This is a genomic window from Acetobacter oeni (assembly GCF_011516825.1).
Taxonomy (GTDB): domain Bacteria; phylum Pseudomonadota; class Alphaproteobacteria; order Acetobacterales; family Acetobacteraceae; genus Acetobacter; species Acetobacter oeni.
On record NZ_WOTA01000011.1, the window covers coordinates 22,236 to 44,620 of the forward strand.

20 protein-coding genes are annotated in these 22,385 nt (G+C 55.5%); 13 read left to right on the forward strand and 7 right to left on the reverse strand.

What is annotated here, in order from left to right; genetic code table 11:
* Positions 1-134: 134 nt before the first annotated feature.
* Genes GOB90_RS08895 through atpC form a run of 5 tightly spaced genes read left to right on the forward strand, consistent with a single transcriptional unit; the run spans position 135 to position 5,117 of the window.
* The gene (locus GOB90_RS08895; protein WP_146886481.1) at positions 135-710 is read left to right on the forward strand and encodes a F0F1 ATP synthase subunit delta; all 576 of its coding nucleotides are present in this window, start codon (positions 135-137) and stop codon (positions 708-710) included.
* Positions 710-2,245 carry a F0F1 ATP synthase subunit alpha gene (gene atpA, locus GOB90_RS08900; protein ID WP_146886327.1) on the forward strand — a complete coding sequence of 512 codons (1,536 nt, stop codon included), beginning with the start codon at positions 710-712 and terminating at the stop codon, positions 2,243-2,245. Before GOB90_RS08895 ends, atpA begins: the two co-directional genes overlap by 1 nt.
* A gap of 15 nt (positions 2,246-2,260) precedes the next feature.
* Positions 2,261-3,142, forward strand: a complete 882-nt coding sequence (locus tag GOB90_RS08905) for a F0F1 ATP synthase subunit gamma (RefSeq protein WP_146886330.1) — start codon at positions 2,261-2,263, stop codon at positions 3,140-3,142.
* 59 nt (positions 3,143-3,201) lie between these two features.
* Complete coding sequence (atpD, locus tag GOB90_RS08910; protein WP_146886332.1) at positions 3,202-4,680, forward strand: F0F1 ATP synthase subunit beta; 1,479 nt, start codon at positions 3,202-3,204, stop codon at positions 4,678-4,680.
* A 29-nt stretch (positions 4,681-4,709) separates the two neighbouring features.
* Positions 4,710-5,117, forward strand: a complete 408-nt coding sequence (gene atpC / locus GOB90_RS08915) for an ATP synthase F1 subunit epsilon (RefSeq protein ID WP_146886334.1) — start codon at positions 4,710-4,712, stop codon at positions 5,115-5,117.
* 178 nt (positions 5,118-5,295) lie between these two features.
* On the opposite strand, the gene queF is transcribed toward atpC, so the two are convergent.
* Positions 5,296-5,766 (reverse strand): preQ(1) synthase, encoded by a 471-nt coding sequence (queF, locus tag GOB90_RS08920; RefSeq protein WP_146886336.1) that lies wholly within the window; start codon positions 5,764-5,766, stop codon positions 5,296-5,298.
* A 102-nt stretch (positions 5,767-5,868) separates the two neighbouring features.
* Here queF and rnd point away from each other — a divergent pair, with 102 nt between their 5' ends.
* Positions 5,869-7,062 (forward strand): ribonuclease D, encoded by a 1,194-nt coding sequence (gene rnd / locus GOB90_RS08925; RefSeq protein WP_146886338.1) that lies wholly within the window; start codon positions 5,869-5,871, stop codon positions 7,060-7,062.
* A 169-nt stretch (positions 7,063-7,231) separates the two neighbouring features.
* Entirely contained in the window at positions 7,232-8,002 is a 771-nt protein-coding gene (locus tag GOB90_RS08930; protein WP_146886340.1) for a GcrA family cell cycle regulator, read from the forward strand.
* A 134-nt stretch (positions 8,003-8,136) separates the two neighbouring features.
* On the opposite strand, the gene GOB90_RS08935 is transcribed toward GOB90_RS08930, so the two are convergent.
* Positions 8,137-8,874, reverse strand: a complete 738-nt coding sequence (locus GOB90_RS08935) for a bactofilin family protein (RefSeq protein WP_242011919.1) — start codon at positions 8,872-8,874, stop codon at positions 8,137-8,139.
* 288 nt (positions 8,875-9,162) lie between these two features.
* Here GOB90_RS08935 and GOB90_RS08940 point away from each other — a divergent pair, with 288 nt between their 5' ends.
* The 3 genes from GOB90_RS08940 (at position 9,163) to GOB90_RS08950 (ending at position 12,396) form a co-directional block, all read left to right on the forward strand.
* Positions 9,163-10,152 carry an adenosine kinase gene (locus GOB90_RS08940; protein ID WP_146886344.1) on the forward strand — a complete coding sequence of 330 codons (990 nt, stop codon included), beginning with the start codon at positions 9,163-9,165 and terminating at the stop codon, positions 10,150-10,152.
* Positions 10,153-10,286: 134 nt separating this feature from the next.
* The gene (locus GOB90_RS08945) at positions 10,287-11,147 is read left to right on the forward strand and encodes an SDR family oxidoreductase (RefSeq protein ID WP_146886346.1); all 861 of its coding nucleotides are present in this window, start codon (positions 10,287-10,289) and stop codon (positions 11,145-11,147) included.
* On the forward strand, positions 11,140-12,396 hold the full coding sequence (locus GOB90_RS08950) for an AGE family epimerase/isomerase (protein ID WP_146886348.1): 1,257 nt from the start codon (positions 11,140-11,142) through the stop codon (positions 12,394-12,396). The genes GOB90_RS08945 and GOB90_RS08950 overlap by 8 nt, the downstream gene beginning before the upstream one ends.
* Positions 12,397-12,641: 245 nt before the next feature.
* Here GOB90_RS08950 and GOB90_RS08955 read toward each other — a convergent pair whose 3' ends face one another.
* A complete protein-coding gene (locus GOB90_RS08955; protein ID WP_146886350.1) occupies positions 12,642-14,087 on the reverse strand; it encodes a glycosyltransferase family 4 protein in 1,446 nt (481 codons plus the stop codon).
* Entirely contained in the window at positions 14,084-15,709 is a 1,626-nt protein-coding gene (locus GOB90_RS08960; protein ID WP_146886353.1) for a glycosyltransferase family 4 protein, read from the reverse strand. Before GOB90_RS08960 ends, GOB90_RS08955 begins: the two co-directional genes overlap by 4 nt.
* A 409-nt stretch (positions 15,710-16,118) precedes the next feature.
* Between GOB90_RS08960 and GOB90_RS08965 the strand changes: the two genes are divergently transcribed.
* From GOB90_RS08965 to GOB90_RS08975, 3 genes are all read left to right on the forward strand, one after another.
* Complete coding sequence (locus tag GOB90_RS08965) at positions 16,119-17,990, forward strand: glycosyltransferase family 2 protein (protein ID WP_146886355.1); 1,872 nt, start codon at positions 16,119-16,121, stop codon at positions 17,988-17,990.
* 99 nt (positions 17,991-18,089) lie between these two features.
* The gene (locus GOB90_RS08970) at positions 18,090-18,734 is read left to right on the forward strand and encodes an SIS domain-containing protein (protein WP_242011910.1); all 645 of its coding nucleotides are present in this window, start codon (positions 18,090-18,092) and stop codon (positions 18,732-18,734) included.
* Between the two features lie 94 nt (positions 18,735-18,828).
* Positions 18,829-19,071 (forward strand): hypothetical protein, encoded by a 243-nt coding sequence (locus GOB90_RS08975; RefSeq protein WP_146886357.1) that lies wholly within the window; start codon positions 18,829-18,831, stop codon positions 19,069-19,071.
* Positions 19,072-19,422: 351 nt separating this feature from the next.
* Here GOB90_RS08975 and GOB90_RS08980 read toward each other — a convergent pair whose 3' ends face one another.
* From GOB90_RS08980 to GOB90_RS08990, 3 genes are read right to left on the reverse strand one after another with little or no spacing between them, the layout of a single operon-like run.
* Complete coding sequence (locus GOB90_RS08980; RefSeq protein WP_146886359.1) at positions 19,423-20,646, reverse strand: L-dopachrome tautomerase-related protein; 1,224 nt, start codon at positions 20,644-20,646, stop codon at positions 19,423-19,425.
* A complete protein-coding gene (locus GOB90_RS08985) occupies positions 20,643-21,125 on the reverse strand; it encodes a GlcG/HbpS family heme-binding protein (protein WP_146886488.1) in 483 nt (160 codons plus the stop codon). Before GOB90_RS08985 ends, GOB90_RS08980 begins: the two co-directional genes overlap by 4 nt.
* A gap of 43 nt (positions 21,126-21,168) precedes the next feature.
* Complete coding sequence (locus tag GOB90_RS08990) at positions 21,169-22,380, reverse strand: arabinose transporter (protein ID WP_146886361.1); 1,212 nt, start codon at positions 22,378-22,380, stop codon at positions 21,169-21,171.
* Positions 22,381-22,385: the final 5 nt, after the last annotated feature.

A 22,385-nucleotide genomic window follows, 5' to 3' on the forward strand; every position in this document is an offset into this window, starting at 1 on the left:
CTCCATGCTAGAGGCCGCGCCAATAGCGAATTGCGACCGGGCGCGGACCTGGGGCCGGTAATACTGGTCCGGGTTTCGTGCCCGCCGGCGCCTGGGGACGCAGAAGGAAAGAGCCAAACGTGGCCAGTGCCGTAATGAGTACCCGTTCCGCCTCTCATGCCTCTGTCGGCACGGGCGGCCTTGCGGGGCGATATGCGACCGCGTTGTACGAACTTGCTGCTGATCGTCGGCAGCTTGATGACGTTTTGTCAGAGACTGATGCGCTCTCCCGTCTGATTGACGGAAGTCAGGATTTGCGGAATGTGCTCGGTGATGCCCGTCTCGATATCAGGGATTCCCGAAAAGCCATTCTCGCCGTGATGAAGCATCAGGGGTTCGGGCAGACCGTTACCAGTTTTGTCGGTGTGATCGCAGATAACAGGCGTTTGTCCCGCCTGCGTGAAATTCTGGCGGCTTTTGCCGCCGTGGCTGCTGCCCGGCGTGGTGAAATGACCGCCGAAGTGGTGAGCGCTGAGCCGCTGACCACGGCGCAGCGTGCCCGGTTGCAGGGTAAGCTCGCCGAAGCAGGCTACTCGCGCGTCAATCTTCAGGAACGGATTGATCCCGCGATCCTTGGTGGTCTCGTGGTCCGTGTCGGTCCGCGCCTGTTTGACAGTAGCCTTCAGTCCCGCCTTGTCCGCCTGCATTATGCCATGAAGGGAGCCGCGTGATGGAAATCCGTCCCGCCGAGATTTCGGATATCCTCAAGCAGCAGATCGCTTCGTTCGATACGGCGTCTGAAATTGCCGAGACCGGTACGGTTCTGTCGGTCGGAGACGGTATTGCCCGTGTCTATGGCCTGCAGAATGTCATGGCCGGTGAACTGGTTGATTTTCCATCAGCCGGTCAGAAAGGTATGGCTCTGAACCTTGAGAACGACAACGTGGGTGTCGTTATCTTCGGTGGCGATACGGAAATTCGCGAAGGCGACACCGTTAACCGCTCCGGTACGGTTGTCGAGGTGCCGGTTGGTAAGGGACTTCTGGGCCGCGTAGTCGATGGTCTCGGTAATCCGATTGACGGCAAGGGTCCGCTAACTGACGTCACAATGAGGCCTGCGGAGATCAAGGCGCCTGGCATTATGCCGCGTCAGTCCGTCAGTGAGCCGATGCAGACCGGGATCAAGGCGATTGATGCTCTGGTGCCGATCGGGCGTGGTCAGCGTGAACTGGTTATTGGCGACCGCCAGACCGGAAAAACCGCGATTCTGCTCGATACAATTCTCGCGCAGAAAAATGTGAACGCGGCTGGTGACGATAAAAAGTCGCTCTACTGCATTTATGTAGCTATCGGCCAGAAGCGTTCTACGGTAGCTCAGCTCGTGCGTACGCTCGAAGAGCATGGTGCAATGGCATATTCCATTGTTGTCGCCGCGACAGCGTCCGATCCGGCTCCGATACAGTATCTGGCTCCGTATTCAGCCTGTTCCATGGGCGAATATTTCCGTGACAACGGTATGCATGCTCTGATTTGTTACGATGACCTGTCGAAACAGGCGGTGGCATATCGTCAGATGTCTCTTCTGCTGCGGCGTCCGCCTGCGCGTGAAGCCTATCCGGGCGATGTGTTCTATCTGCATTCCCGCCTGCTGGAACGCGCTGCAAAGATGTCCGATGCCAACGGGGCTGGTTCTCTGACAGCTCTGCCTGTTATCGAGACTCAGGCTGGCGACGTGGCTGCTTATATCCCGACGAATGTCATTTCCATTACAGATGGTCAGATCTTTCTTGAGACCGATCTTTTCTATCGTGGAATCCGTCCGGCGGTGAATGTTGGCGGCTCCGTCTCTCGTGTCGGGTCTGCGGCACAGATAAAATCGATGAAGCAGGTTGCAGGCAAGATCAAACTTGATCTGGCTCAGTATCGTGAGATGGCTGCCTTTTCGCAGTTTGCGTCAGATCTTGATCCCGCAACCCAGAAGCAGCTTGCTCGTGGTGCCCGTCTTGTCGAGCTTCTCAAGCAGCCGGAATCATCACCGCTGGCAGTCGAAGAGCAGGTTGTTATCCTGTTTGCAGGCACCCGTGGTTATATTGACGGTATTGCTGTCGATCAGGTGGTTCCGTGGGAAAATAAACTGCTTGGTGAACTGCGTGGCCCTGCGAAAGACATTATTCAGGGGCTGCGGACAGAACGGCAGATCACCAAGGATCTTGAAACGAAGATTGGTGAATTCCTGACTGACTTCAATCATCGCTTCGCCGTCTGATCGCGAGTATCGTTCATGGCTTCCCTGAAGGAACTCCGCGCGAGTATCGGCAGCGTCAAATCGACGCGAAAGATTACAAGCGCAATGAAAATGGTCGCGGCGGCAAAACTCCGTCGTGCCCAGACACATGCCGAGGCGGCGCGTCCGTATGCTGCGGCCATGCGCCGTATGCTGGGCGAACTGGCTGCTGCGATGTCCGGTGAGGATGGTGCTCCTAAGCTTCTGGCCGGAAGCGGCGAAGATCGTGTTCACCTTTTGATTCCGGTCACCAGTGATCGTGGTCTTGCGGGCGGTTTCAATTCTAATATCAACCGTACGACGCAACTGACGATCCGGCGGCTTCAGGCCGAAGGTAAAACCGTCAGGCTGCTTCCGGTCGGCCGTAAGGGGTTTGATTTTCTGTCCCGTGATTATGCTGATCTTATTGTAGATCATGTGATCGGGGTCGGTGGAAAGGAAGTGCCGTTTTCGGCAGCCAGTGACCTTGGTGCCAGGATTACAAAGCTGCTTGAAAACAGCCAGCTTGACGTCTGTACAGTGATTTATAACCGTTTTCAGAATGTTATGTCGCAGGTGCCGACACCGCTTCAGCTGATCCCGCTGGGACTTGATGAAGCGGAAGCCGTATCCGACTCGAACGCCGCGCAGTATGAGTTCGAGCCGGACGAGCAGACTCTGCTCGAACGGCTCCTGCCGAGAAACCTGCAGGTGCAGATTTATGCGGCGCTGCTTGAATCGGCTGCCGGCGAACAGGGGGCGCGCATGACTGCAATGGATAACGCCACCCGGAACGCTGGCAAGGCAATCGATCGGTTAACGCAGAAATATAACCGGACCCGCCAGGCCAATATCACTAATGACCTTATCGAGATCATCTCGGGTGCGCAGGCGGTCTGATCCCGTCTTCGTCCCGTTCCCGACCCGTCCAGACCGTTTTGCCCGCAGGAGCTGATCCCATGTCGGATACCACCACCCAGACCCCGGCCCAGACTTCAGCCTCGGGTTCCTCGAACAACGTCGGCCGGGTCACTCAGATCCGCGGCGCCGTTGTTGACGTCCAGTTTGAAGGCACGCTGCCGAAAATTCTCGGTGCATTGCACGTGAAGCTAGGCAACTCCACTCTTGTGCTTGAAGTCGCACAGGAAATTGGGGAGCACGAAGTGCGCTGCATTGCCATGGACACGACAGACGGTCTTGTCCGTGGTGAAGAAGTTATCGACACCGGCGCACAGATTTCTGTCCCCGTGGGACCTGAGGTTCTCGGTCGCATCATGAACGTCATCGGTGATGCTATCGATGAAAAAGGCCCGATTCGCACGACCCGGCGGGCGCCGATTCATCGTGAGGCCCCTTCCTTCGAAGAGCAGGCTGCAGCCTCCGAGATCCTTGTCACCGGAATTAAGGTCGTTGATCTTCTCTGCCCCTACCTGAAGGGCGGCAAGATCGGCCTGTTCGGCGGTGCCGGCGTCGGCAAGACTGTTATTATTCAGGAACTGATCAACAACATCGCGAAAGCGCATGGTGGTGTGTCGGTCTTCGCGGGCGTCGGTGAGCGCACGCGCGAAGGTAACGACCTGTATTATGAAATGCAGGACGCCGGAGTAATCAAAGTTGCTGAAGACGGCTCTACCGAAGGCTCAAAAGTGGCCTTGGTGTTCGGTCAGATGAACGAACCTCCTGGTGCCCGCGCTCGTGTCGCGTTATCCGGTCTGACGCAGGCCGAATATTTCCGCGATGAGGAAGGTCAGGACGTCCTGTTCTTCGTCGACAACATTTTCCGCTTTACGCAGGCCGGCTCGGAAGTGTCTGCTCTTCTTGGACGTATTCCTTCTGCCGTGGGTTACCAGCCGACGCTGGCAACGGAGATGGGCGCGCTTCAGGAGCGTATTACTTCGACAAAGAAGGGGTCGATCACCTCCGTGCAGGCCGTTTACGTCCCAGCTGACGATCTGACGGATCCTGCGCCTGCCGCTACGTTTGCTCATCTTGATGCGACGACGGTTCTCAACCGTTCCATCGCGGAGATGGGGATCTACCCGGCCGTTGACCCGCTGGACTCCACTTCGCGTTCGCTCGATCCGAAAATTGTTGGTGAAGAGCACTATAAAGTAGCCCGCGATGTGCAGCGTATTCTGCAAACGTATAAATCTTTGCAGGACATCATTGCCATCCTTGGTATGGATGAACTGTCAGAAGACGATAAGATGATCGTGGCGCGTGCACGGCGCATCCAGCGCTTTCTGTCTCAGCCATTCCATGTTGCTGAAGTCTTCACGGGAGCGCCAGGCAAACTGGTTTCGCTTGAGGATACTGTGCGTTCGTTCAAAGCTATTATCGCCGGTGAATACGACGATCTTCCGGAAGGGGCCTTCTATATGGTCGGCTCAATCGAGGAAGCTGTTGCCAAAGCAGAGAAGATGAAGGAATCGGCGTAATATAGCCGACATCGGAAGGGACCGTTAGAATGCCGATCAAGGTCGAAATCATCAGCCCCGAGAAGGTTCTGGTGTCCCGCGATGTGGATATGGTCGTTATGCCGGGTGAGGAAGGCGATATCGCTGCTATGCCCGAACATGCGCCCATGATGCTTCTGCTTCGTGGCGGCACTGTCTCCCTTTATGACGGCGATACAGTCACGGATCGGTATTTCGTAGGTGCCGGTTTCGCTGATATGACCCCCACCCGTTGCACGATTCTGGCAGACGAGGCCGTGCCGGTGACGGAAATTTCTATTGATTCTGCCACTGCTCGTCTGGAAGAGCTTACTGAGGCGTGGGACGCTGCGGATAAATCGGATGTATCCCGTCTTGAGGGTATCATGTCGAAAATTCAGTCAGTTCGTGCGGAAATTGATGCTGGTGTCGGGCACTAGATCTGCTCTGTTACAAACTGTCATTGTCAGGAAAACCCGGATCAGGTTATTATTTCTGATTCGGGTTTTTATTAGCTGGGCCAGAAAGTTTGCAGATGGGTGCCTGAGAGAATGTCAGATCCATAGTCGGTTCCCTGTTGTCTCCATGAGCAACTGAGTGCATGAAGATTTTATCGGTTTAGCCGCGTCCCCGATATCCATGTACGTCCTGTGCCGGGATCCAGACGGTCGCCGGTGGCTCACCCGTTTGCCAGAAAACATCAATCGGCATTCCGCCGCGTGGATACCAGTAGGCGCCGATACGTAGCCATTCCGGGTCCAGAAGCGTGACAAGTGTTTCTGCAATCGTCACAGAGCAATCTTCATGAAATGCACCATGATTGCGAAAACTGGTGAGATATAATTTCAGAGACTTACTTTCAACGATCCAGTCGCGTGGAATGTAGTCAATAACAATATGGGCAAAATCGGGTTGTCCCGTTACGGGGCAGAGTGAAGTGAATTCTGGCGCCGTAAACCGTACAACATAGTGTCGCCTTTGATGAGGTGCGGGCACCCGTTCGAGCCGTGCTTCTTCCGGTGATGCCGGCATGGCAGTTGCACGGCCAAGCTGCGTCAGGGCCTTTGTACCATCATCGTGCTGTGTCATGGTTCTGTTCCGTGTGTTGAATGTGCCGCATGTGTCATCCGGCTCTCCCGGGCGTCAAGCGCCGATGCTTTCGCTTTTTCGTTTTGCTGTGTATGGGGAACTATGCCCAGGCCTCAAAAATTCAGCTTTCCCACTCCCCGCCTCATCACGACGACAGATGATCTCGCTGAGATTGTGGCTCGCCTCATTGTCGAGCCGTTCGTGACAGTCGACACGGAATTTATGCGGGAACGCACCTATTGGCCAGAACTGTGTCTCGTGCAGATTGCGGGAACAGAAGAGGTCGTGCTGATTGATGCTCTGGCGCCGGACTTTGACCTCACGCCGCTCACTGTATTGTTTGATGAAAAATCTGTCGTAAAAGTCTTCCACGCAGCGCGGCAGGATCTGGAAATTTTTCTGCATATTTTCGGTCGGTTGCCTGCCCCGGTTTTTGATACGCAGATTGCCGCCATGGTCGCCGGATATGGAGATCAGGTTGGTTATGATAATCTTGTCGGGGCGCTTACCGGAGTTTCGATCGACAAAAGTCATCGCTTTACAGACTGGTCGATACGTCCGCTTTCCGCCGCTCAACTCACTTATGCTGCGGCAGACGTAACATATCTCCGTGTCGTGTATGAGGCGCTTGTTGCCCAGCTTAAACGTGAAAATCGTGTGGGCTGGGCCGAGGCCGAGCAGAAGGCTTTGACGGATGCTTCGCGACTGACAGTTAACCCGGAAAAGCAGTGGGAGAAGCTCAAGGCAAGAACCGGTAATCGCCGGATGCTTGGAATACTGAAACAGATAGCAGCCTGGCGCGAGATCGAAGCTCAGACGGCCAACGTTCCGCGTCAGCGTATGCTGAAAGATGAGAGTCTGCTGGAGATTGCGGCAACCGTACCGCGGACAGCCGAAGCTCTTGCCAGGGTGCGTGGTGTAACCCGCGGATTTGCAGAAGGCAGGATGGGAGCGGATCTGCTTGCCACGGTGACGGCTGCCTCCGATCTGCCTGACGCTGATCTGCCGAAGCCGGCTCGCGGCAAAGGCACCGATGGTCCGAGACCTCCACAGGCTCTGGTCGCGCTCCTGAAGGTTCTTCTTGCTCACCAGTGTGAAAAAAATGATGTTGCTCCGAAGCTGGTGGCCTCATCGGAGGATCTCGATGCATTTGCCCTTTTTCAGGATCCGGATGGCATAATCCTGACTGGCTGGAGACGCGAAGTTTTTGGTAACGAAGCACTTGCGCTGTGCGAAGGCAGGCAGTCGCTCGGTGTAAAAGATGGTCGGGTACAGCTTATCAGAACGGATGACTGATTTTTTGTATTTCTGACAGAACAGGTTTTCCCGACGTTATCCATAAGGTTATCCAGCATTTGTCCCCAGTTTTCTGGAGATGCTTTCTTGAGACTCCGGGAGGAACCCCCTATCTGTAACGATGAATTCGGAAGGGCATGAACCGTTCCGCTACAGGGAGGCCCGTTTTATGGAGTGGACAGACGAGACAATAGCCCGCCTGAAGGCTTTGTGGCAGGAGGGATTGTCAACGGCTGAGATCGGACGACAGATCGGAATCACAAAGAATGCTGTCGTCGGTAAAGCGCATCGTCTCGGGCTCCCGGCTCGTCCGTCGCCCATAAGGCGTCAGGGCGCGACTGCTAAGGCCGCTACAGCAAAACCGGCATCTGTCGCCTCTGAGAGCGAGGTCAGACCAGCGATTCAGCAGACCGTGAAAATTACCGAACCGGTTAAAGCTGTTGCTGAGAGCAGCACGAGCCAGCATGAGGTCACGAAGGCTGGCACTCCTGCCGTGATTGCGGCTCCGGAGGCTGGCCATGTCAGGCCGGCTAAAGCAGCATCTGTTCAGACTACGTCGGAAAATCAGATTACCGCATCTGCTCCGGTAGTCGTCTCAGGCAGTGGAGGGAATGATGTCGTTGTCAAAACGGCATCGGAAAACGAGAAATCCTTGCCCCCGGCTTCATCAAAATCCACAACGGCTGACGCATCTCCGGCTGTTGTTAAAACGCCCCCTGCTACTCCTAAACCGGCTGCTTCGCGTTCGGCTTTCCGCAGTATTTCGAGTGCTCTGGAGCCGCGTCGTCGGGGACCAAGCTGTTGCTGGCCTCTTGGAGATCCGGGAATGCCAGATTTTCATTTTTGCGGGGCAACGCCGCTTCCGGGCAAACCTTACTGTGCTGAGCACGCAGCTCTGGCTTACGTCAAGCTTCGGGATCGAAGAGAAAGTGTTGCCTGAAGACGTCTGGTAGAATGCCGTTACAATGAACTTATAATAAAAGGGGCACAGCTTTTTGCAGATGTGCCCCTTTATTAAATTGTGACTGTGTCAGTTGACAACAGACATTGCAGTTTCATGCTGGCAGCATGAAGTCAGGCTGCATTATCGGGTTTGGCTGCGGGTGTTTCTTTGGGAGCATCTGTCAGCATTTCCAGCTGGCCGCTAATCTGTCCGCCGTCTTCAACACGGAGACGCTTACAGGTTGCTTTACCAAGAAGCCGCCCGGTCGAAGACACCAGCAGGCTGCCGCGCACTGTAAGAGTGCCGTCAACCGTTCCTGCAATCTCGGCATCTTCAACTTCAACGCCACCGCGGAAAAGGCCACCTGGCGCTACCGACAGCTCTTTGGCGTTGATCATGCTGGATTCAACGGTGCCTTCTACAACGAGACGCTCAGCATCCTGAACGGAACCCTGCACACTGATGCCACGCCCCACTACGAGTGTGCGACGGTCATCGCCGCGGTTCATCATTGACGGACGTTGCCCCGGAGTGGCTCCCGGGGCAGTACCCATTGGCATACCAGGCGGGGTCGGGCCGGCAGCCGGAGTGCCAGGTGTACCGGAAGCGCCAGGAGTGGCAGGAAAAGGAGCGCGGCCCATCGTTGTGGAATCCTTTGCAGGTGTGGATGTATCGGTTATGCCGGACGGCTTCACCGCCGAAGCCGCAGGCTGGCCTCTGGCTGGAAAAATGGCTCCATGTCCGCTCGTCTGTGCGGCAGGTTTCTGCACCGGAGCAGTCGGCTTCGGTGCAGAAGCTGTGCCAGGTGCAGGAGCAGGCCGACCGGTCTGCGCGGACTTGGAGGCGTCAGGTTTGTGTCTCTTGAACAGCAAGAAAAAACCCCGTCACTCGTTCAGGGCCGCGCATTGCGACCGGGTTTGATAGGGCCCCGGAGCACAGCAGGCACTTCGGAGCTGGGCGCACGACTTTGCTGCCATCCCATTCAGTGCACGGTTATACGCATCGTAACCGTCGCGGCAAGGGAGGCCGTGCATTTCAGCGCGGGATTCTTTCGTATCCGTTACTGATTGTGCATCCATACCTGCATCATTGTGGCATGGACGTGGCAGGACAATAGCGGATAGAGAAAACGCGGGTTTCACGTGCGGGGAAATACAATGACCATTCTCTACGACCTCTGCGGGATCGGCAACGCGATCACCGACATCCTTGCGAAGGTCGACCCCGGGTTTCTGGCGAAACAGGGTATGGTGCCAGGCAGCATGACACTGATTGACGCTGACCGGGCAGATATTCTGAAGGAACAGATCCAGGTTGAAGGCGTCACGGGGGGCGGTTCGGCGGCGAATACCTGTGCTGTTGCGGCCCAGCTGGGGGCGAGAGTCGCCTACCTTGGGAAGGTCGCAGGAGACAGCTCCGGTCAGGCTTTTGCACAGGATCTGCGCAGTTGCGGAATCACATTTCCATCCGCTCCGCTGGACGGGCGGGTCAATGCCAATCTTTCCACAGCGTGCTGCGTTGTTCTTGTGACACCGGACGGGCAGCGCACAATGAATACCTATCTGGGGGCCTGCACGGAATTCACGCCGGATGACGTAATGCCGGACGTTATCGCCGCGTCTTCGGTGGTCTATCTGGAAGGCTACCTCTTTGATCCGCCCCACGCGCAGGAGGCATTCCGCCGGGCTGCGTCACTGGCGCACAAAGCCGGTCGTCAGGTCGCGCTCAGCCTTTCAGATCCGTTTTGTGTCGGCCGGCACCGCGAGGCATTCCTTGATCTCGTGCGTGGACATATTGACATACTGTTTGCCAATGAAAATGAAATCTGTGCGCTTTATCAGACAGAGAATTTCGAAACGGCAGCCCGTCATGCGGCTGAAGATACGAAATTCGCGGCGCTGACCCGTTCAGAAAAAGGAAGTGTCATTATTCGCGGAGGTGAGCGGATTATAGTGTTGCCGGTGCCGACGCAGGTCGTAGATACGACGGGCGCAGGAGATGCCTATGCCGCCGGTTTTCTTGCGGGTCTGACATCAAACCGCACGCTCGAAGAATGCGGCCGGCTGGCTTCAGTGGCGGCGTCCGAAGTTATTTCCCATTACGGCGCCCGTCCTCTGGCTAATCCATGGAAAGACATGGGCTTCTGATATTGCTGGTCTGCCCTGACTTTTGTCAGGGGGAACGAACGGTAATTTCGTGTGTTTCTTCTGAGTTAGTGTGTCGCGGGTATCCCCGGAATACGGGTTTACCTGTCTGACGCAGGACAGAGCGGGAGTATACGATGCCAAATCAGATCCCACCTCAATTACAGCAGCATCAGCCCGGCGTGGAAGGGCTGATGAAGCCTCCTGCAATACATATACGACCCGATTATCGCGGGAGCGGGAAACTTGCGGGTCGTAAGGCGCTGATCAGCGGAGGAGATAGTGGCATCGGCCGGTCGGCAGCACTTCATTTTGCCCGGGAAGGTGCGGATGTCGCCTTTCTGTATCTGGAAGAGCACGATGATGCGAAAGAAACGGTGCGCCTGATAGAAGCTGAAGGCCGGAAAGCAGTGGCTGTTGCCGGTAATGTGGCTTCCGGTCGTGTCTGCAAGGATGCTGTTGATCAGGTAGTAAACATCCTGGGTGGCCTTGATATTCTCGTGAACAACGCCAGCGTTCAATATGTCAGTGATGATCTTACGAAGATATCTGACGAAGAGTGGCAGCGTCATATGGATATTAATATTAACGGATACTTTTATCTGACACGTGCTGCGTTGCCCCATATGGGTCCGAAGAGCGCCATTATAAATACGTCTTCGATCAATGCTTTTGCAGGTAATAAAAGCCTTGTGGCCTATACGACGACCAAAGGTGCGGAAACAGGCTTCACCCGGGCTCTGGCGCTCCAGCTCGTTGACAGGGGTATTCGTGTTAATTCCGTAGCACCCGGTCCGATCTGGACACCCCTGCAACCGGCAAGCTGGGGGCCTGTTGATCTGCAGGCCGTGGCCGATCTGGGTAAGGATACGCCGATGGGTCGGTGTGGCGATCCATGTGAGGTTGGGCCTGCCTATGTTTATCTGGCGAGCGCGGATGCCTCCTACGTTACAGGGCAGACGCTTCACGTCAACGGCGGCATGATCATCAATGGGTGAGCCGCTTCCTTCACTGATGTTGTCGCGCTCGTGCTGGATCCGGGCAGGGGCTCACCGCAGATGGCTCGCTGAGCAAGGGGACCGTCTTCTGGATTTTTCCAGGCTGTCCTGTGTGCGGAACGGTTTTGCTGCTCTGGACAATCATGGGCATCTGGTGCCGGACGCGGGTGTGGATACAATCCTGACGGCCCGTATGACGCATGTGTACTCCGTCGCTGGTAATCGCGGCCTGCCAGGCTGTCTGCCGCTTGCCCTGCACGGTGTAACCTCGCTGCTTGGACCACTGCGTGATCCTGAATATGGCGGATGGTTTGCCAGGCTTGATAACAATGATGACAGACGCAAACAGGCTTATCTTCATGCGTTCATTTCTCTTGCTGCGTCGTCAGCTGTGGTTGCTCACGTTGAAGGAGCACAGTCGCTTTTAGATGAAGCTCTTTCAGTCTGGGAGCGGCGTTTCTGGAGTGACGAAGAAGGTGCTTTTCGCGACAGTTTTGCTCGCGACTGGTCCGACGAGGAAAATTATCGCGGCGCGAATGCCAATATGCATTCCGTCGAAGCCTGCATGGCAGTCGCGGATGTTACCGATAACCCGGTGTGGCGGCATCGCGCCCTGCGCATTGTTGAGCGTTTTGTGCATACTTATGCTAAAGCGATGGACTATGCGCTCCCGGAGCATTTCGATCGCAACTGGAAACTTCTGCGCAATTTTAATAAAAATAAGCCAACAGATGATCTGCGTCCTTTTGGAATGACGCCTGGCCATTTTGTTGAGTGGTCTCATCTTCTGCTCAAGCTTGAGGCGGCCCTTCTGCGAACGGAAGGTGAAGCGCCTTCATGGCTTTTTGATGATGCTGTCGGGCTTTTTGAGACGGGGATACGTGCAGGGTGGGAGCGGGACGGTGCCCCGGGCATTCTTTATACGGTTGATTTTTCACTTAAGCCGGTCGTGCATGTGCGACCGCACTGGTGCCAGGCAGAAGCACTGACTGCCGCGGCTGCATTGCTCAAACGCACGGGAAATGCCCGCTACGAAAAATGGTATCGCACTATCTGGGATTACGTCGATATGTATATGATTGATCGTAACCTTGGCGGCTGGCGACAGGAACTGGATCAGAATAACCGGGCTTCTGAAGTTGTTTATGCAGGTAAAGCTGATCTTTATCATGCCTGGCAGGCAACTCTCGCCCCGTTACTTCCTTTGGCGCCAAGTTTTGCGACGGCGGTTGCTGCGCTGGAGGGATAAGACACAGTCAGTCTTACTGAATGGTGTGACAGCAGGTCGGGAGCCGTTTCGGCAATTCAGTTTATCCGGCAGATACTGCGCACTGATGGCTGTTACGCTAAGAGTCCTGCCCTATGTTTTAAGGCTGAATCTGGTAATATTTCCGATACCGTAACGATGTTCATGCTGTGCCTGAAGGCTTCCTTGCCAATAGCGGCTGTATTGGCATAAATATTTTTGTCAGAGCGTGTTTTGAACACGGCTTTTTACAGGCCGTAGCCTGTCATGATCCGTCTGGCAGGTTGCTCCCACGATCCGGGCTTATGTTCCGCGACAATTTTTCTCTGCCATGCAGCCAGCTCTTCCGGGTCATCCAGGGTAGCGCATATAACACGCGTGGCCTCGTCTACATTTTCCGGGTCGAAATACTTTGTAAGCGGTCCGCCGGCTTCCGGAATGGAAGTGGCGTTCGAGGCGATACATGGACGTCCGAACGCCAGGCTCTCCGTCACAGGAAGGCCCCATCCTTCGAACAGGGATGGGAACAGAGTGAAAAGGCAGCCATGATAAAGTGCCGCGAGTTCATCATCTGTGGGGTTGGAAATCAGTCTGATTTTTCCACCGAGCCAGTCAGCGTTTTCAAGCTGCTGCATAAGGTCGGAGACCAGCCAGCCCACACGACCGGCAAAGATCAGGACAGGTACCTGATCCGCCGGACGTTCTTCCAGAAGGCGGCGCCAGACCCGAAAGAGCAGACTGTGATTCTTCCGGGCCTCCAGTGTGGAGACGAAGAGCACGTAATCTCCGGACGCAGGCAGAGCTGTCGGGGAGTTTTCGTCCGATAAGAGAAGAGGCATTTTTTTAGTCGTTTCATCGGACGTTCTGACGCCGAATGTAGAACCCATCCCCACAGGCGTGACGGGGTTGTCGAAGATGATACCTTCCTCTTTCGCGTAAGCCTCGACATCACTGGCAACGGACTGACTGGTGACAAAGACGTGGTCTGCCAGGGGCAGTATCGAGCGATGCCATTGTGTAAATGTCATGATAACGCCCCGGTCACACCATTCGGGATGACGGATGGGGATAAGGTCGTGAATCAGAAGTCCGAAAACCATACGCAGATCGTCACGAAGCCAGCGCACGGTGCGAACATAATCTGCATGATGCCAGGGTGAACCAGGTACGAAAAAGACATCTCCGGGTCGGGCGGCATTCGCAAGACGGATACGTCTGTCCGGCATAACGGGCAGTCCTGTTTCCGAAGCCCTCGTTTCACGCCTTATGCGGGCGGATCGTTCGATTTCCGCCTTTTGAAGCCGGTAGCGAATAATATGGCCCGGCATCCGGACAAGCTGATGCAGGACATGCAGTTGCGCGCGCAGGAGCGCAGGCAGGGTTGTATTTGTTTCCGGAGGTTCGATGAACGCATCAATCTGCTTTTTCGGAGCGGTTGCTGAGTCAGACATAGTCTGACGCTGACCCGGCGATACGCCGGTTACCGTTGCAAAAAGAGCATAGAGATAAGACCAGTCCACTGTTTCAAAATTATATGGACCACCGGTGCGCTGCACGAAGCGGACCTGCGACGGAGCTATGGTGACGAGGGCACGACCAAGCTCAAAAACAACACGCTGGATGCCGCTCGGGCGGTTATGATGGGCGAGGTAGTGCAGAAGGTCGCTGATATCGATCCAGATCGTCCGGCTCATGTCACAGGCTCTTCAGCGTTCGTCGCATTTTTCTGCGACCCCTCCGGCGCATGTGCTCTGGCGCATGCATCCAGGATTGCGTCGGCAGTGTCTTCCCACGGGACGCGGGGGAAATTTGTTTCAACCTGTTTGCGCCACTCTGCCAGAGTCTCGGGTGATGTGATGATTTCGCGGATCACGGCTGTCGCGTCGCGGGTATTTTCCGGATCGAAATATCGCGCAAATTTGCCTCCCGCTTCAGGAATCGAAGTCGAGTTCGAGGCAATACAGGGGCGACCAAGCATCAGGCTCTCGGTAACGGGAAGCCCCCAGCCTTCGAACAGGGAGGGGAAGACTGTGAACATGCAGCCCCGGTAAAGCTGACGCAGTTCAGTATCGCCCGGATCCCTGAGCAGTCGGATTTTGCCATCGAGCCATTCAGTATTATCGAGTTGCTGCATCAGATCGGCAACAAGCCAGCCGACACGACCGGCGAAAACCAGAGTTGGCACATTCTCACGTCCCAGTTCCTGGATCAGACGACGCCAGACCCGGAAGAGCAGGGCATGATTCTTGCGTGCTTCCAGAGTGGAAACGAACAGCACATAGGTTCCTGCTCTGGGCAGCCCCACAGTGAGTCCAGATTCGACCATCCCGGAGGATGTATTTTCCGCGGCAAGACCAAATCCCGTCCCAAGCGGGATCGTCCGGACAGATCCGGCCAGGTGCAGACCTGCTTCGCTGGCGTAGCGCGCAACATCGCGCGCCGTCGCGGTGCTGATGGCCAGCATGTGGCTGCATTGGGGAAGGGTGGTGTCGAGCCAGTGACGAAAATCCCGGACAAGTGAATGGGCGCACCATTCAGGTCGTCGGGCAGGGATCAGATCATACAGTAACACAACCGGCCGAAGTCCGTGGCGTTTGCGAATGACCTGAAGCCGCTCACCGAAATGCGGGTCAGCCCAGGCGGCGCCTAGTATAAGAAAAATATCACGTGGCGAGAAATTTATATCCGCAGAAGTTTGCTGTTGCGGGTGAATATCCGTCGACGACACAGAATCGGTGGCTGAAAGTGGCTGCAGGTTTTCAGGAACGCTGTCAGCTCTTTGCTCTCTCCAGTGGCGCCGGAGCTGACGCAGCACGCGGATCTGAGAAACACAGACCGCCAGGAGCGGGCCGGAAATATCGGATGGCATGTTTTCCAGTCTGCGAATCGTACTGTGTCGCAGACGCTGTATAAGCGGGCGGTCACAGGCATCCGTTCGCGATGTTACGAACTGCCTGGCGGTATTGATAGCACGGCGGACTCGACCGGAAGCTGTCGGTGCTGTTCTGTTAACATCGCATGTAACAGAAGACCGTGCGGCGGTCGTCTTTCGCGTGCCGGATAATTTCTGAAATAAGGCCGCGATGTCATCAAGCGTTACTTCTGAAAGAGGCGAACCATCCGCGCTGCGGCGAACGAAACGAATCCGGGGTGCATCCGCACGAAGAGCGGCGCGGGCTTCAATGACATTTAAAATCTCATAAACAAGCCTCTGGATCCCGCTGGGGCGCGGGTTTGCCTGGGCGTATTGGAAGAGATCGTCAACATCAATCCATATTGTACAGGTCGGTACGAGAGTTGAAGAAGTGCGCGCCATCGAATCCTGTCACGGCTGATCATCGGGCACGTATGGCGAGCCAATGCCAGACGTCAGAGCATCCATCATCAGGAGCCACAGTCCGTCAACCCGCCAGAGCATTGAAACGTTACTTATGAGGGGTCGTGAATGTGTCGTTAACTATGGATCTGGCATACAGCGTAGTGCCCCGGGTGCTGATACATTGCGTGAAAATGATGCTTATCTGTCGGGATAACTCCGCTGAACACCCCGGTTTCAGGGGACATTTTTATGTGGTGTCTTTCCCATGATTCTGCTTCCGGTTAGAGAAGATCGCTCTGATCGTCCTTTCTGAGCATGTAAGCCGATACCGCTCCGGCAGTGGGCAGGGTCTACCCGCTCTGGATTGTAATGTCTCAGGCGCAGGCCGCCGAATGTGGGGCAGTGTATGTCTTCTGACAGTTCTTTGCGTCTGCATGGGGAGCGGATGCGTATCGCCGGGCCGCGCGATGATGTTAAAGTTTTCGGGGATGTTTATCCCGAAAGCGCATCACCCGGAGATAACCAGGCGTATGCTTTGTGGGCACGCGGTTATGATGCCTTTTCCGATATCGAACGGGAACTGACGCAGCCCGCACTTCCGACTGACCGGGCTGCCTGGCCGAAAATCGCCTTGCTGATAGAGACGTCGGATGTCCGTCCGGATCTTCTGGAAGACACGATCCGTTCGGTTATGGCGCAAAGTTATAATGGCTGGACAATCTATACAGGCGCTGATGCTGCTACGCCGCCTCACATTGTAAAGTCTCTGAGAACTTACGCAGAGACGCATGAGCAGATCAGTCTTTCTCTGACGCATGGCAGCATTCAGGAAACGCTGTTTTCCGACAGCCACGAAGCGTATGTGGCTTTTTTAAATGCAGGCGATCAGTTAGCAAAAGATGCTTTGCTACGCGTTGCCCGGATGCTCGTGGATGCCCCGGATACAGCTCTTGTTTATACGGATGAAGATGCCCTGGATGCTGGCGGCTTGCGGCGGGATTCAAGGCTCAAGCCCGGCTGGAGCGATGATCAGCTTCTTGCCGGCGACACAGTCGGTCAGCTTGCTGTTTTTTGTCGGAAACGGATCAACGAGCTCGGAGGTTTTGCCACAGCAACCGCATGTGCCCGGGAAAGCGGATTGCTGGCAGCCGAAGATATTCACTACGCATTGAAGCTCTCTGTTGCAGAAGGTCTGCTGTCAAACAGGATACAACATCTCCCGGATATTCTGTTTCATCGGCGATATGGGGCAGGCCTTACCCCGGCTTGTCTGCCGTCATCTTCCGGATATCGGATCGCATCCAGGCATCTCGCCTTCTGGCGGCCTGATATATGTCTGATGGAAGGAACGATCACTGCACGTCTCCCTGAATCTGCCGGAGAAGAGCATGCTGCGGCGGTATGGCCCCGTGTTCTTTATCCCTTGCCTGCGCAGTGCCCGACCGTTTCAGTCGTTATTCCGACGCGGGATAATCCTGATCTTCTTCGCACGTGTATGACAGGTCTGCTCGGGAACACGAATTATCCTGCTCTGAATGTGGTCATCATCGACAACGGAAGCTGCAATCCGGAAACTTTGCATCTTTTCAGGGAGCTCGAAACAGATTCGCGGGTCACTGTCCCGTCGTCAGGGAGTCCGTTCAACTGGTCTCGCCTGAATAATGAAGCTGTCCGGGATCTGACGAGTGACCTGGTTCTGCTGCTTAACGATGATGTTGAAATCCTCCATCCCGACTGGCTGGATGAGATGGTGCGTCAGATAATGCGACCTGATGTCGGGGTTGTTGGTGCAAAATTGCTTTATGCAGATGGTACTCTGCAACATGGCGGCGTCGTTCTGTCTGAAGATGGCGCAACACATATCCTGCGAGGCTCTTCACCCGGTGATCCGGGATATCTTGGTCAGCTTGCCTGGCAGCGTGATCTGCTGGCAGTTACGGGCGCCTGCCTTCTGATCAGACGGGAAGTGTATAACTGCGTCGGCGGGCTCGATGAAGAGTTTCGGGTCACATGTAACGATATTGATCTTTGTCTGCGTGCAGGTGCGGCTGGCTGGCGTGTCGTGTGGACGCCCCACGCCGTCCTGACACATCTCGACGGCGCCACACGTGGCCGGGATGTCAGTATCGCGAAGTTGTGGCTTCAATGCAGTGAAACAGCACGGCTTGCGGGGCGATGGGATAAAGTTATGGCGCATGACTCATCTTTAAATCCTTCGCTTCGTGCTACGGATCATCACCTTCTCCTGGCGTGGCCACCACCCTGTCGCCCCCTCTGATAACCCGGAATGGTTTTTGTCTATCGAAACAGTTTAGAGAGAACTCCGGATTAATCTCGTATCCGGCTGGTGGTCTCAAAGTCAGGACAAGTGCTTAAAATGATTTCTCGTGATGAAACGAAAATTGTCGGTTACGAAGCCGGTAGTGCAGAACAGAGCGTAAACTCTGATCATGGTTTCATGACAGATTATCTGAGACAGTCAGCCGGAGCGATGGCGGCCTTCGCTGAAGATAAGGTGTCTCAGGCTGTTATGCTCGATCTTGCGGCAAGGATAACGCGTTCGCTTGATGCGGGAGGCCGCCTGCTGATTGCGGGGAATGGTGGCAGTGCGGCCGATGCCCAGCATATCGCCGGCGAATTTACGGCACGGCTGATGTATGATCGGCGTCCGCTCAGTGCCGTGGCGCTGACAACCGATACATCCAGTCTGACCGCAATAGGCAATGATTATGGATTTGCCGATATTTTTTCGCGTCAGTTGCTGGCTCTCGGCCGTGAAGGCGACGTTTTTCTTGGCATTACGACTTCCGGTCGTTCGCCTAATATCCTTCGTGGATTTGAAGTTGCCCGTGAAGCAGGAATCCTGGCTGCCGCATTCACTGGCCACGAGGGTATCGCGGGGGCGCCGTGCGACGTAACACTGGCCGTGCCTTCTCGCTGGACTCCTGTCATTCAGCAGTTACACATCACTGCGGCTCATATTGTGTGCGGGCTCGTTGAGCGCGCGCTTTGTCCCCGATGAGATAAGGTGCTGACCGTGATACGAGAGGGCTCCGGAAGTCCCTGTGCCTAAGTAGTATGATATCAGAGGGCCACAAAATCGACGGGACAGAAACATGACCGGTGATAATGAAGAGCCTGCGGCTTCATACCCATTGAATCCGGTGGCCGAACGGGCGTTTTTCGAACGTCGATTTGCAGAACTTATCCGGCGGAATCAGGAGCAGGATCTTTATATTCGTGGCCTGCGGGCGCTGGTCTCCTCACTGGAACAGGAACTCAGTGTCTTTCGTGCAAAAAATCCTGGCGAGACGGAGGCAGATCCCGTTTGTTCCGGAAAGCCGGTCAAAGATCTCTGAGAATAATCTGTCGTGTAAAATCATTGCGTCGCCGCATCGGGTGAAAGATAATTTTTTTCTGCCTGATGGCTGGCCTGTGTCAGGGAAAACAAGGAGGGGACAAGAGGCTACGCAATTCTGAAACCATCTCAGCCGAACGTTACGTCTGTCGACTGGAGTGACGTAATTGCTGACTGGTTTGAGCAACATGCAGACAGCAGCAGCGCTGTCGTGTTGCCTCGTGATATTGCATGTCCGGAGCTTTTTGAGTGGTTATGACGCAGGACTGCCACCCCCTTTGATCGTTGCCTGAAAATCAGCTCTGCCCGATAAGATACTTTGTGCCTGAGTTCAGATTCGATACTGCGGTGCTCAGTGTGCGGGCGGTGTAATCGGACAGCGCACGACAAGGTAGGGAGGCTGACGAAGATTATGCCCGTCATTGAAGCCTGCCAGACGATTCCATTGTCCGAGCACGCAATAAACAAAGGCGTTGTTTGCAAAAATTCCATCTGGCCAGATAATTCGTGGATCCCTGGCAATGATGCTGATGCTCCCGTCCGTGTCCCGGCGCATGATCGCATCATGTTCTCCCGCAGTCAGATAGATCCGGTTCCACGGATCAGTGGCGAGCCCGTCTGTCATGACTTTTTCACCCATATCGACGACCGCTTCAGACAGTTGCTGATCGGTTGATGAGAAATCTGCCAGTAAAGCAGTGGGAAGACTGTAAAGCCGACGGCTCGTCAGAGGTGAATACCAGAGCGTGCTGCTGTCAGAACTAAGCGTAATGCTGTCCACGCCACCGGTTGGGAATTGTGCGTGCTTTGCTTCGTAATGACGCGGCTTACCTTCAAGAACGGCTACAAAACCTGTTTCCGGTAAAATGGAAGGGTGATGAGTTAATACGCGTCTTTGTCTGCCCGACGCCACATCGACAACCACAAGGCCAGGCGATGTCCCGAATGATGAGTCTGCGATAAAAACCGTACCGTTTTCACCGTGGGTCAGATCGACACGTAAATCGTTCATATGACTGTCAGGTAGCATCGCCGGTGCTTTGAGCACGATATTTGCAATGCGTGTTCTGGTTGTCGTGTCATAACCGACAACCTTCGCCGCACCCGGAGGAATAGGGTGTCCGACTATTTTTCCGTCGTCAATCAGCCAGAGACGACCTTTTGTATCGGTTGTCATGCCGTGCGGCGAGATCAGCCGCTGATCAATTGGCAGAGAAGATTGCAAAGTTGTTTTTGTGTCCGGCCACGCAACGGCTTTTCCGTTGCGTAACTCCGCCAGAGCCGGATGATTATGATCTTCCGCGTGCCGTGGGAAAGTAAGGAACACGCGATTGTCAGGTGTGACAGCAATACCTGACGGTCCGGGGTCTGGCAGCGCCCCGATGACCTCCATTGTACCGGCGGACAGCATGTCCTGTGCCATTGCAGCACCATCCGGAGCGCGCTGATCTTCGGCGCGAGCCGTGATGGCGGATGCGACGGAAGCAAGCGGAATGGCTGCCACCGCGCCCAGCAGACCGCGTCGTCTGATATGGTCAGTGACAGACGAGGGGGGGGCTGCATTATTACCGGTCATTGAAGCTCTCCTTTCTGCTCACATGCTTCGTCTTTCTCGCCTCCAGGGGCTCCGGATATACCGAGCCCGCCGATGACTGTGCCGTCGGCCTTACGCAATGTTGCTCCGCCCAGAATAAATAAAACCTCGGGCACGGTGTTCAGTGCTCCGTTCGAAGGGCCGGTCAGTTTCGCGGCGATCAGTTCGCTGGTTGTATTTTTGTCGAACGCCTGCCCGTAGGAAAACGCCGTGTAAGCTTTGCGATATGACACGGAGAGAGACTGAAGCGGAACGGTATCGCCTTTGATCACGATCTGCTCGTGACCGGAGGGAGCGGGGGCAACGACGGCCGCTGTGACGGAATAGCCTCGCTGAGCGCAGAGCCGCACAGCCGTCGCCGCGAGTTTTTCGGCAGTTTCCCAGTCGAGTTTCTGTGTGGTGATCAGCGACGTCGCGTGAGCGTGGGAAATGCCTGCCGCCGCCATGAAAGTGATCGGCATCAGAATTCGACGGCATCCGGAGGTCGGAACAGGGATAAGCATGTTAACGCATCTCCTTTCGTGCTGTCATGGGCAACGTTTCACGGCGGCGTTTTTCGAAATCCAGTCGGATCGTGATCAGCGCACCCACAGCCGCACAGAGAGCGCCTGTGAAAAAAATGCTTCCATAGCCAAAATAATCAGCAACGGAGCCGACGACAGGACCTGTCGCACCGTAAGCAAGATCCTGGAAGGCCGCAAAGCCTCCAAGGGCTGTTCCTCGCAGATGAGGGGGGACGATGTGGACGACCTCGACGCCGAGGGAGGGAAACACCATGGAGCAGCCTGCTCCGGTGAGGACAGCTCCGAGCAGCGCAAGCCACGGCGTGGGAGCTGTCCAGAGAAGCACTTGCCCGATTGTCTCGACAATGAGTGATCCGGCGGCGACAGGATATCCTCCCACACGATCCGGGAGGTGGCCGCACAGAATCCGGACAAGGACAAATGCAAGGCCAAAACATGTGAGACCAAGTTCCGGATGCGGCCAGTGACGGTGGGTGAAGTAGAGCGCCATGAAGGCGCCAAGCCCCGCAAATCCCACGCCCTGAAGTCCGACAGCGGCCCCGGGTTGCCAGATGGAGCCAATGATCCGCCAGAATGATACGCGCTGTCCGTTGTGGACGGGCGCAGCAGGAACGGACTGCGCAAGGGCAAGGCCGAGGGCGGGCATAGCAGCAGCAGCCAGCATGACACCGGCAAATCCCGCTGTATGAAACAGCGCCAGTCCGATGGGAGCCCCGGCAGCGAAGGCGCCATACATGGCCATCCCGGTAAGAGCGAGAACTTTACCTGCTCGCGGTTGTCCCATCAGCCCGATGCCCCATCCCAGCATTCCCACGATGGTGAGGCTTTCACCAAGGCCAAGCAGAAGACGTCCGGCAATCAGAACGCTGAATGCCGCAGGGGCGGATAGCGATGGCAGGGCAGCAAAGAAACACAGCAGACTGGCGATAATATAAATGATGAGACCGCGTTGCATGCAAATGTGACCGCCCCGGCGGTCAGCAATGACCCCTGCATGATTGCGGGTGAGGATGGTAGAGAGAAAAGCGATACCGACGGCCAGTCCGGCCAGCATGTTTCCGTAACCGGACCACGATGTCACAACAACTGGTATAACGGACAGAGGCAGCGCTACAGCCATATAGGCAAGAAACAGTGCGATACTCAGCCGGACGAGAACGCCTGTTCCGTGTTTCTCTGCTGTAGCGCTCACTGATA

Excerpts from the sequence above, each read along its gene's own strand:
- GOB90_RS08895 (WP_146886481.1), top strand. The coding sequence starts at position 135 with ATGAGTACCCGTTCCGCCTCTCATGCCTCTGTCGGCACGGGCGGCCTT.
- atpA (WP_146886327.1), top strand. The coding sequence starts at position 710 with ATGGAAATCCGTCCCGCCGAGATTTCGGATATCCTCAAGCAGCAGATC.
- GOB90_RS08905 (WP_146886330.1), top strand. The coding sequence starts at position 2,261 with ATGGCTTCCCTGAAGGAACTCCGCGCGAGTATCGGCAGCGTCAAATCG.
- atpD (WP_146886332.1), top strand. The coding sequence starts at position 3,202 with ATGTCGGATACCACCACCCAGACCCCGGCCCAGACTTCAGCCTCGGGT.
- atpC (WP_146886334.1), top strand. The coding sequence starts at position 4,710 with ATGCCGATCAAGGTCGAAATCATCAGCCCCGAGAAGGTTCTGGTGTCC.
- queF (WP_146886336.1), bottom strand. The coding sequence starts at position 5,766 with ATGACACAGCACGATGATGGTACAAAGGCCCTGACGCAGCTTGGCCGT.
- rnd (WP_146886338.1), top strand. The coding sequence starts at position 5,869 with ATGCCCAGGCCTCAAAAATTCAGCTTTCCCACTCCCCGCCTCATCACG.
- GOB90_RS08930 (WP_146886340.1), top strand. The coding sequence starts at position 7,232 with ATGGAGTGGACAGACGAGACAATAGCCCGCCTGAAGGCTTTGTGGCAG.
- GOB90_RS08940 (WP_146886344.1), top strand. The coding sequence starts at position 9,163 with ATGACCATTCTCTACGACCTCTGCGGGATCGGCAACGCGATCACCGAC.
- GOB90_RS08945 (WP_146886346.1), top strand. The coding sequence starts at position 10,287 with ATGCCAAATCAGATCCCACCTCAATTACAGCAGCATCAGCCCGGCGTG.
- GOB90_RS08950 (WP_146886348.1), top strand. The coding sequence starts at position 11,140 with ATGGGTGAGCCGCTTCCTTCACTGATGTTGTCGCGCTCGTGCTGGATC.
- GOB90_RS08955 (WP_146886350.1), bottom strand. The coding sequence starts at position 14,087 with ATGAGCCGGACGATCTGGATCGATATCAGCGACCTTCTGCACTACCTC.
- GOB90_RS08960 (WP_146886353.1), bottom strand. The coding sequence starts at position 15,709 with ATGGCGCGCACTTCTTCAACTCTCGTACCGACCTGTACAATATGGATT.
- GOB90_RS08965 (WP_146886355.1), top strand. The coding sequence starts at position 16,119 with ATGTCTTCTGACAGTTCTTTGCGTCTGCATGGGGAGCGGATGCGTATC.
- GOB90_RS08970 (WP_242011910.1), top strand. The coding sequence starts at position 18,090 with ATGATTTCTCGTGATGAAACGAAAATTGTCGGTTACGAAGCCGGTAGT.
- GOB90_RS08975 (WP_146886357.1), top strand. The coding sequence starts at position 18,829 with ATGACCGGTGATAATGAAGAGCCTGCGGCTTCATACCCATTGAATCCG.
- GOB90_RS08980 (WP_146886359.1), bottom strand. The coding sequence starts at position 20,646 with ATGACCGGTAATAATGCAGCCCCCCCCTCGTCTGTCACTGACCATATC.
- GOB90_RS08985 (WP_146886488.1), bottom strand. The coding sequence starts at position 21,125 with ATGCCGATCACTTTCATGGCGGCGGCAGGCATTTCCCACGCTCACGCG.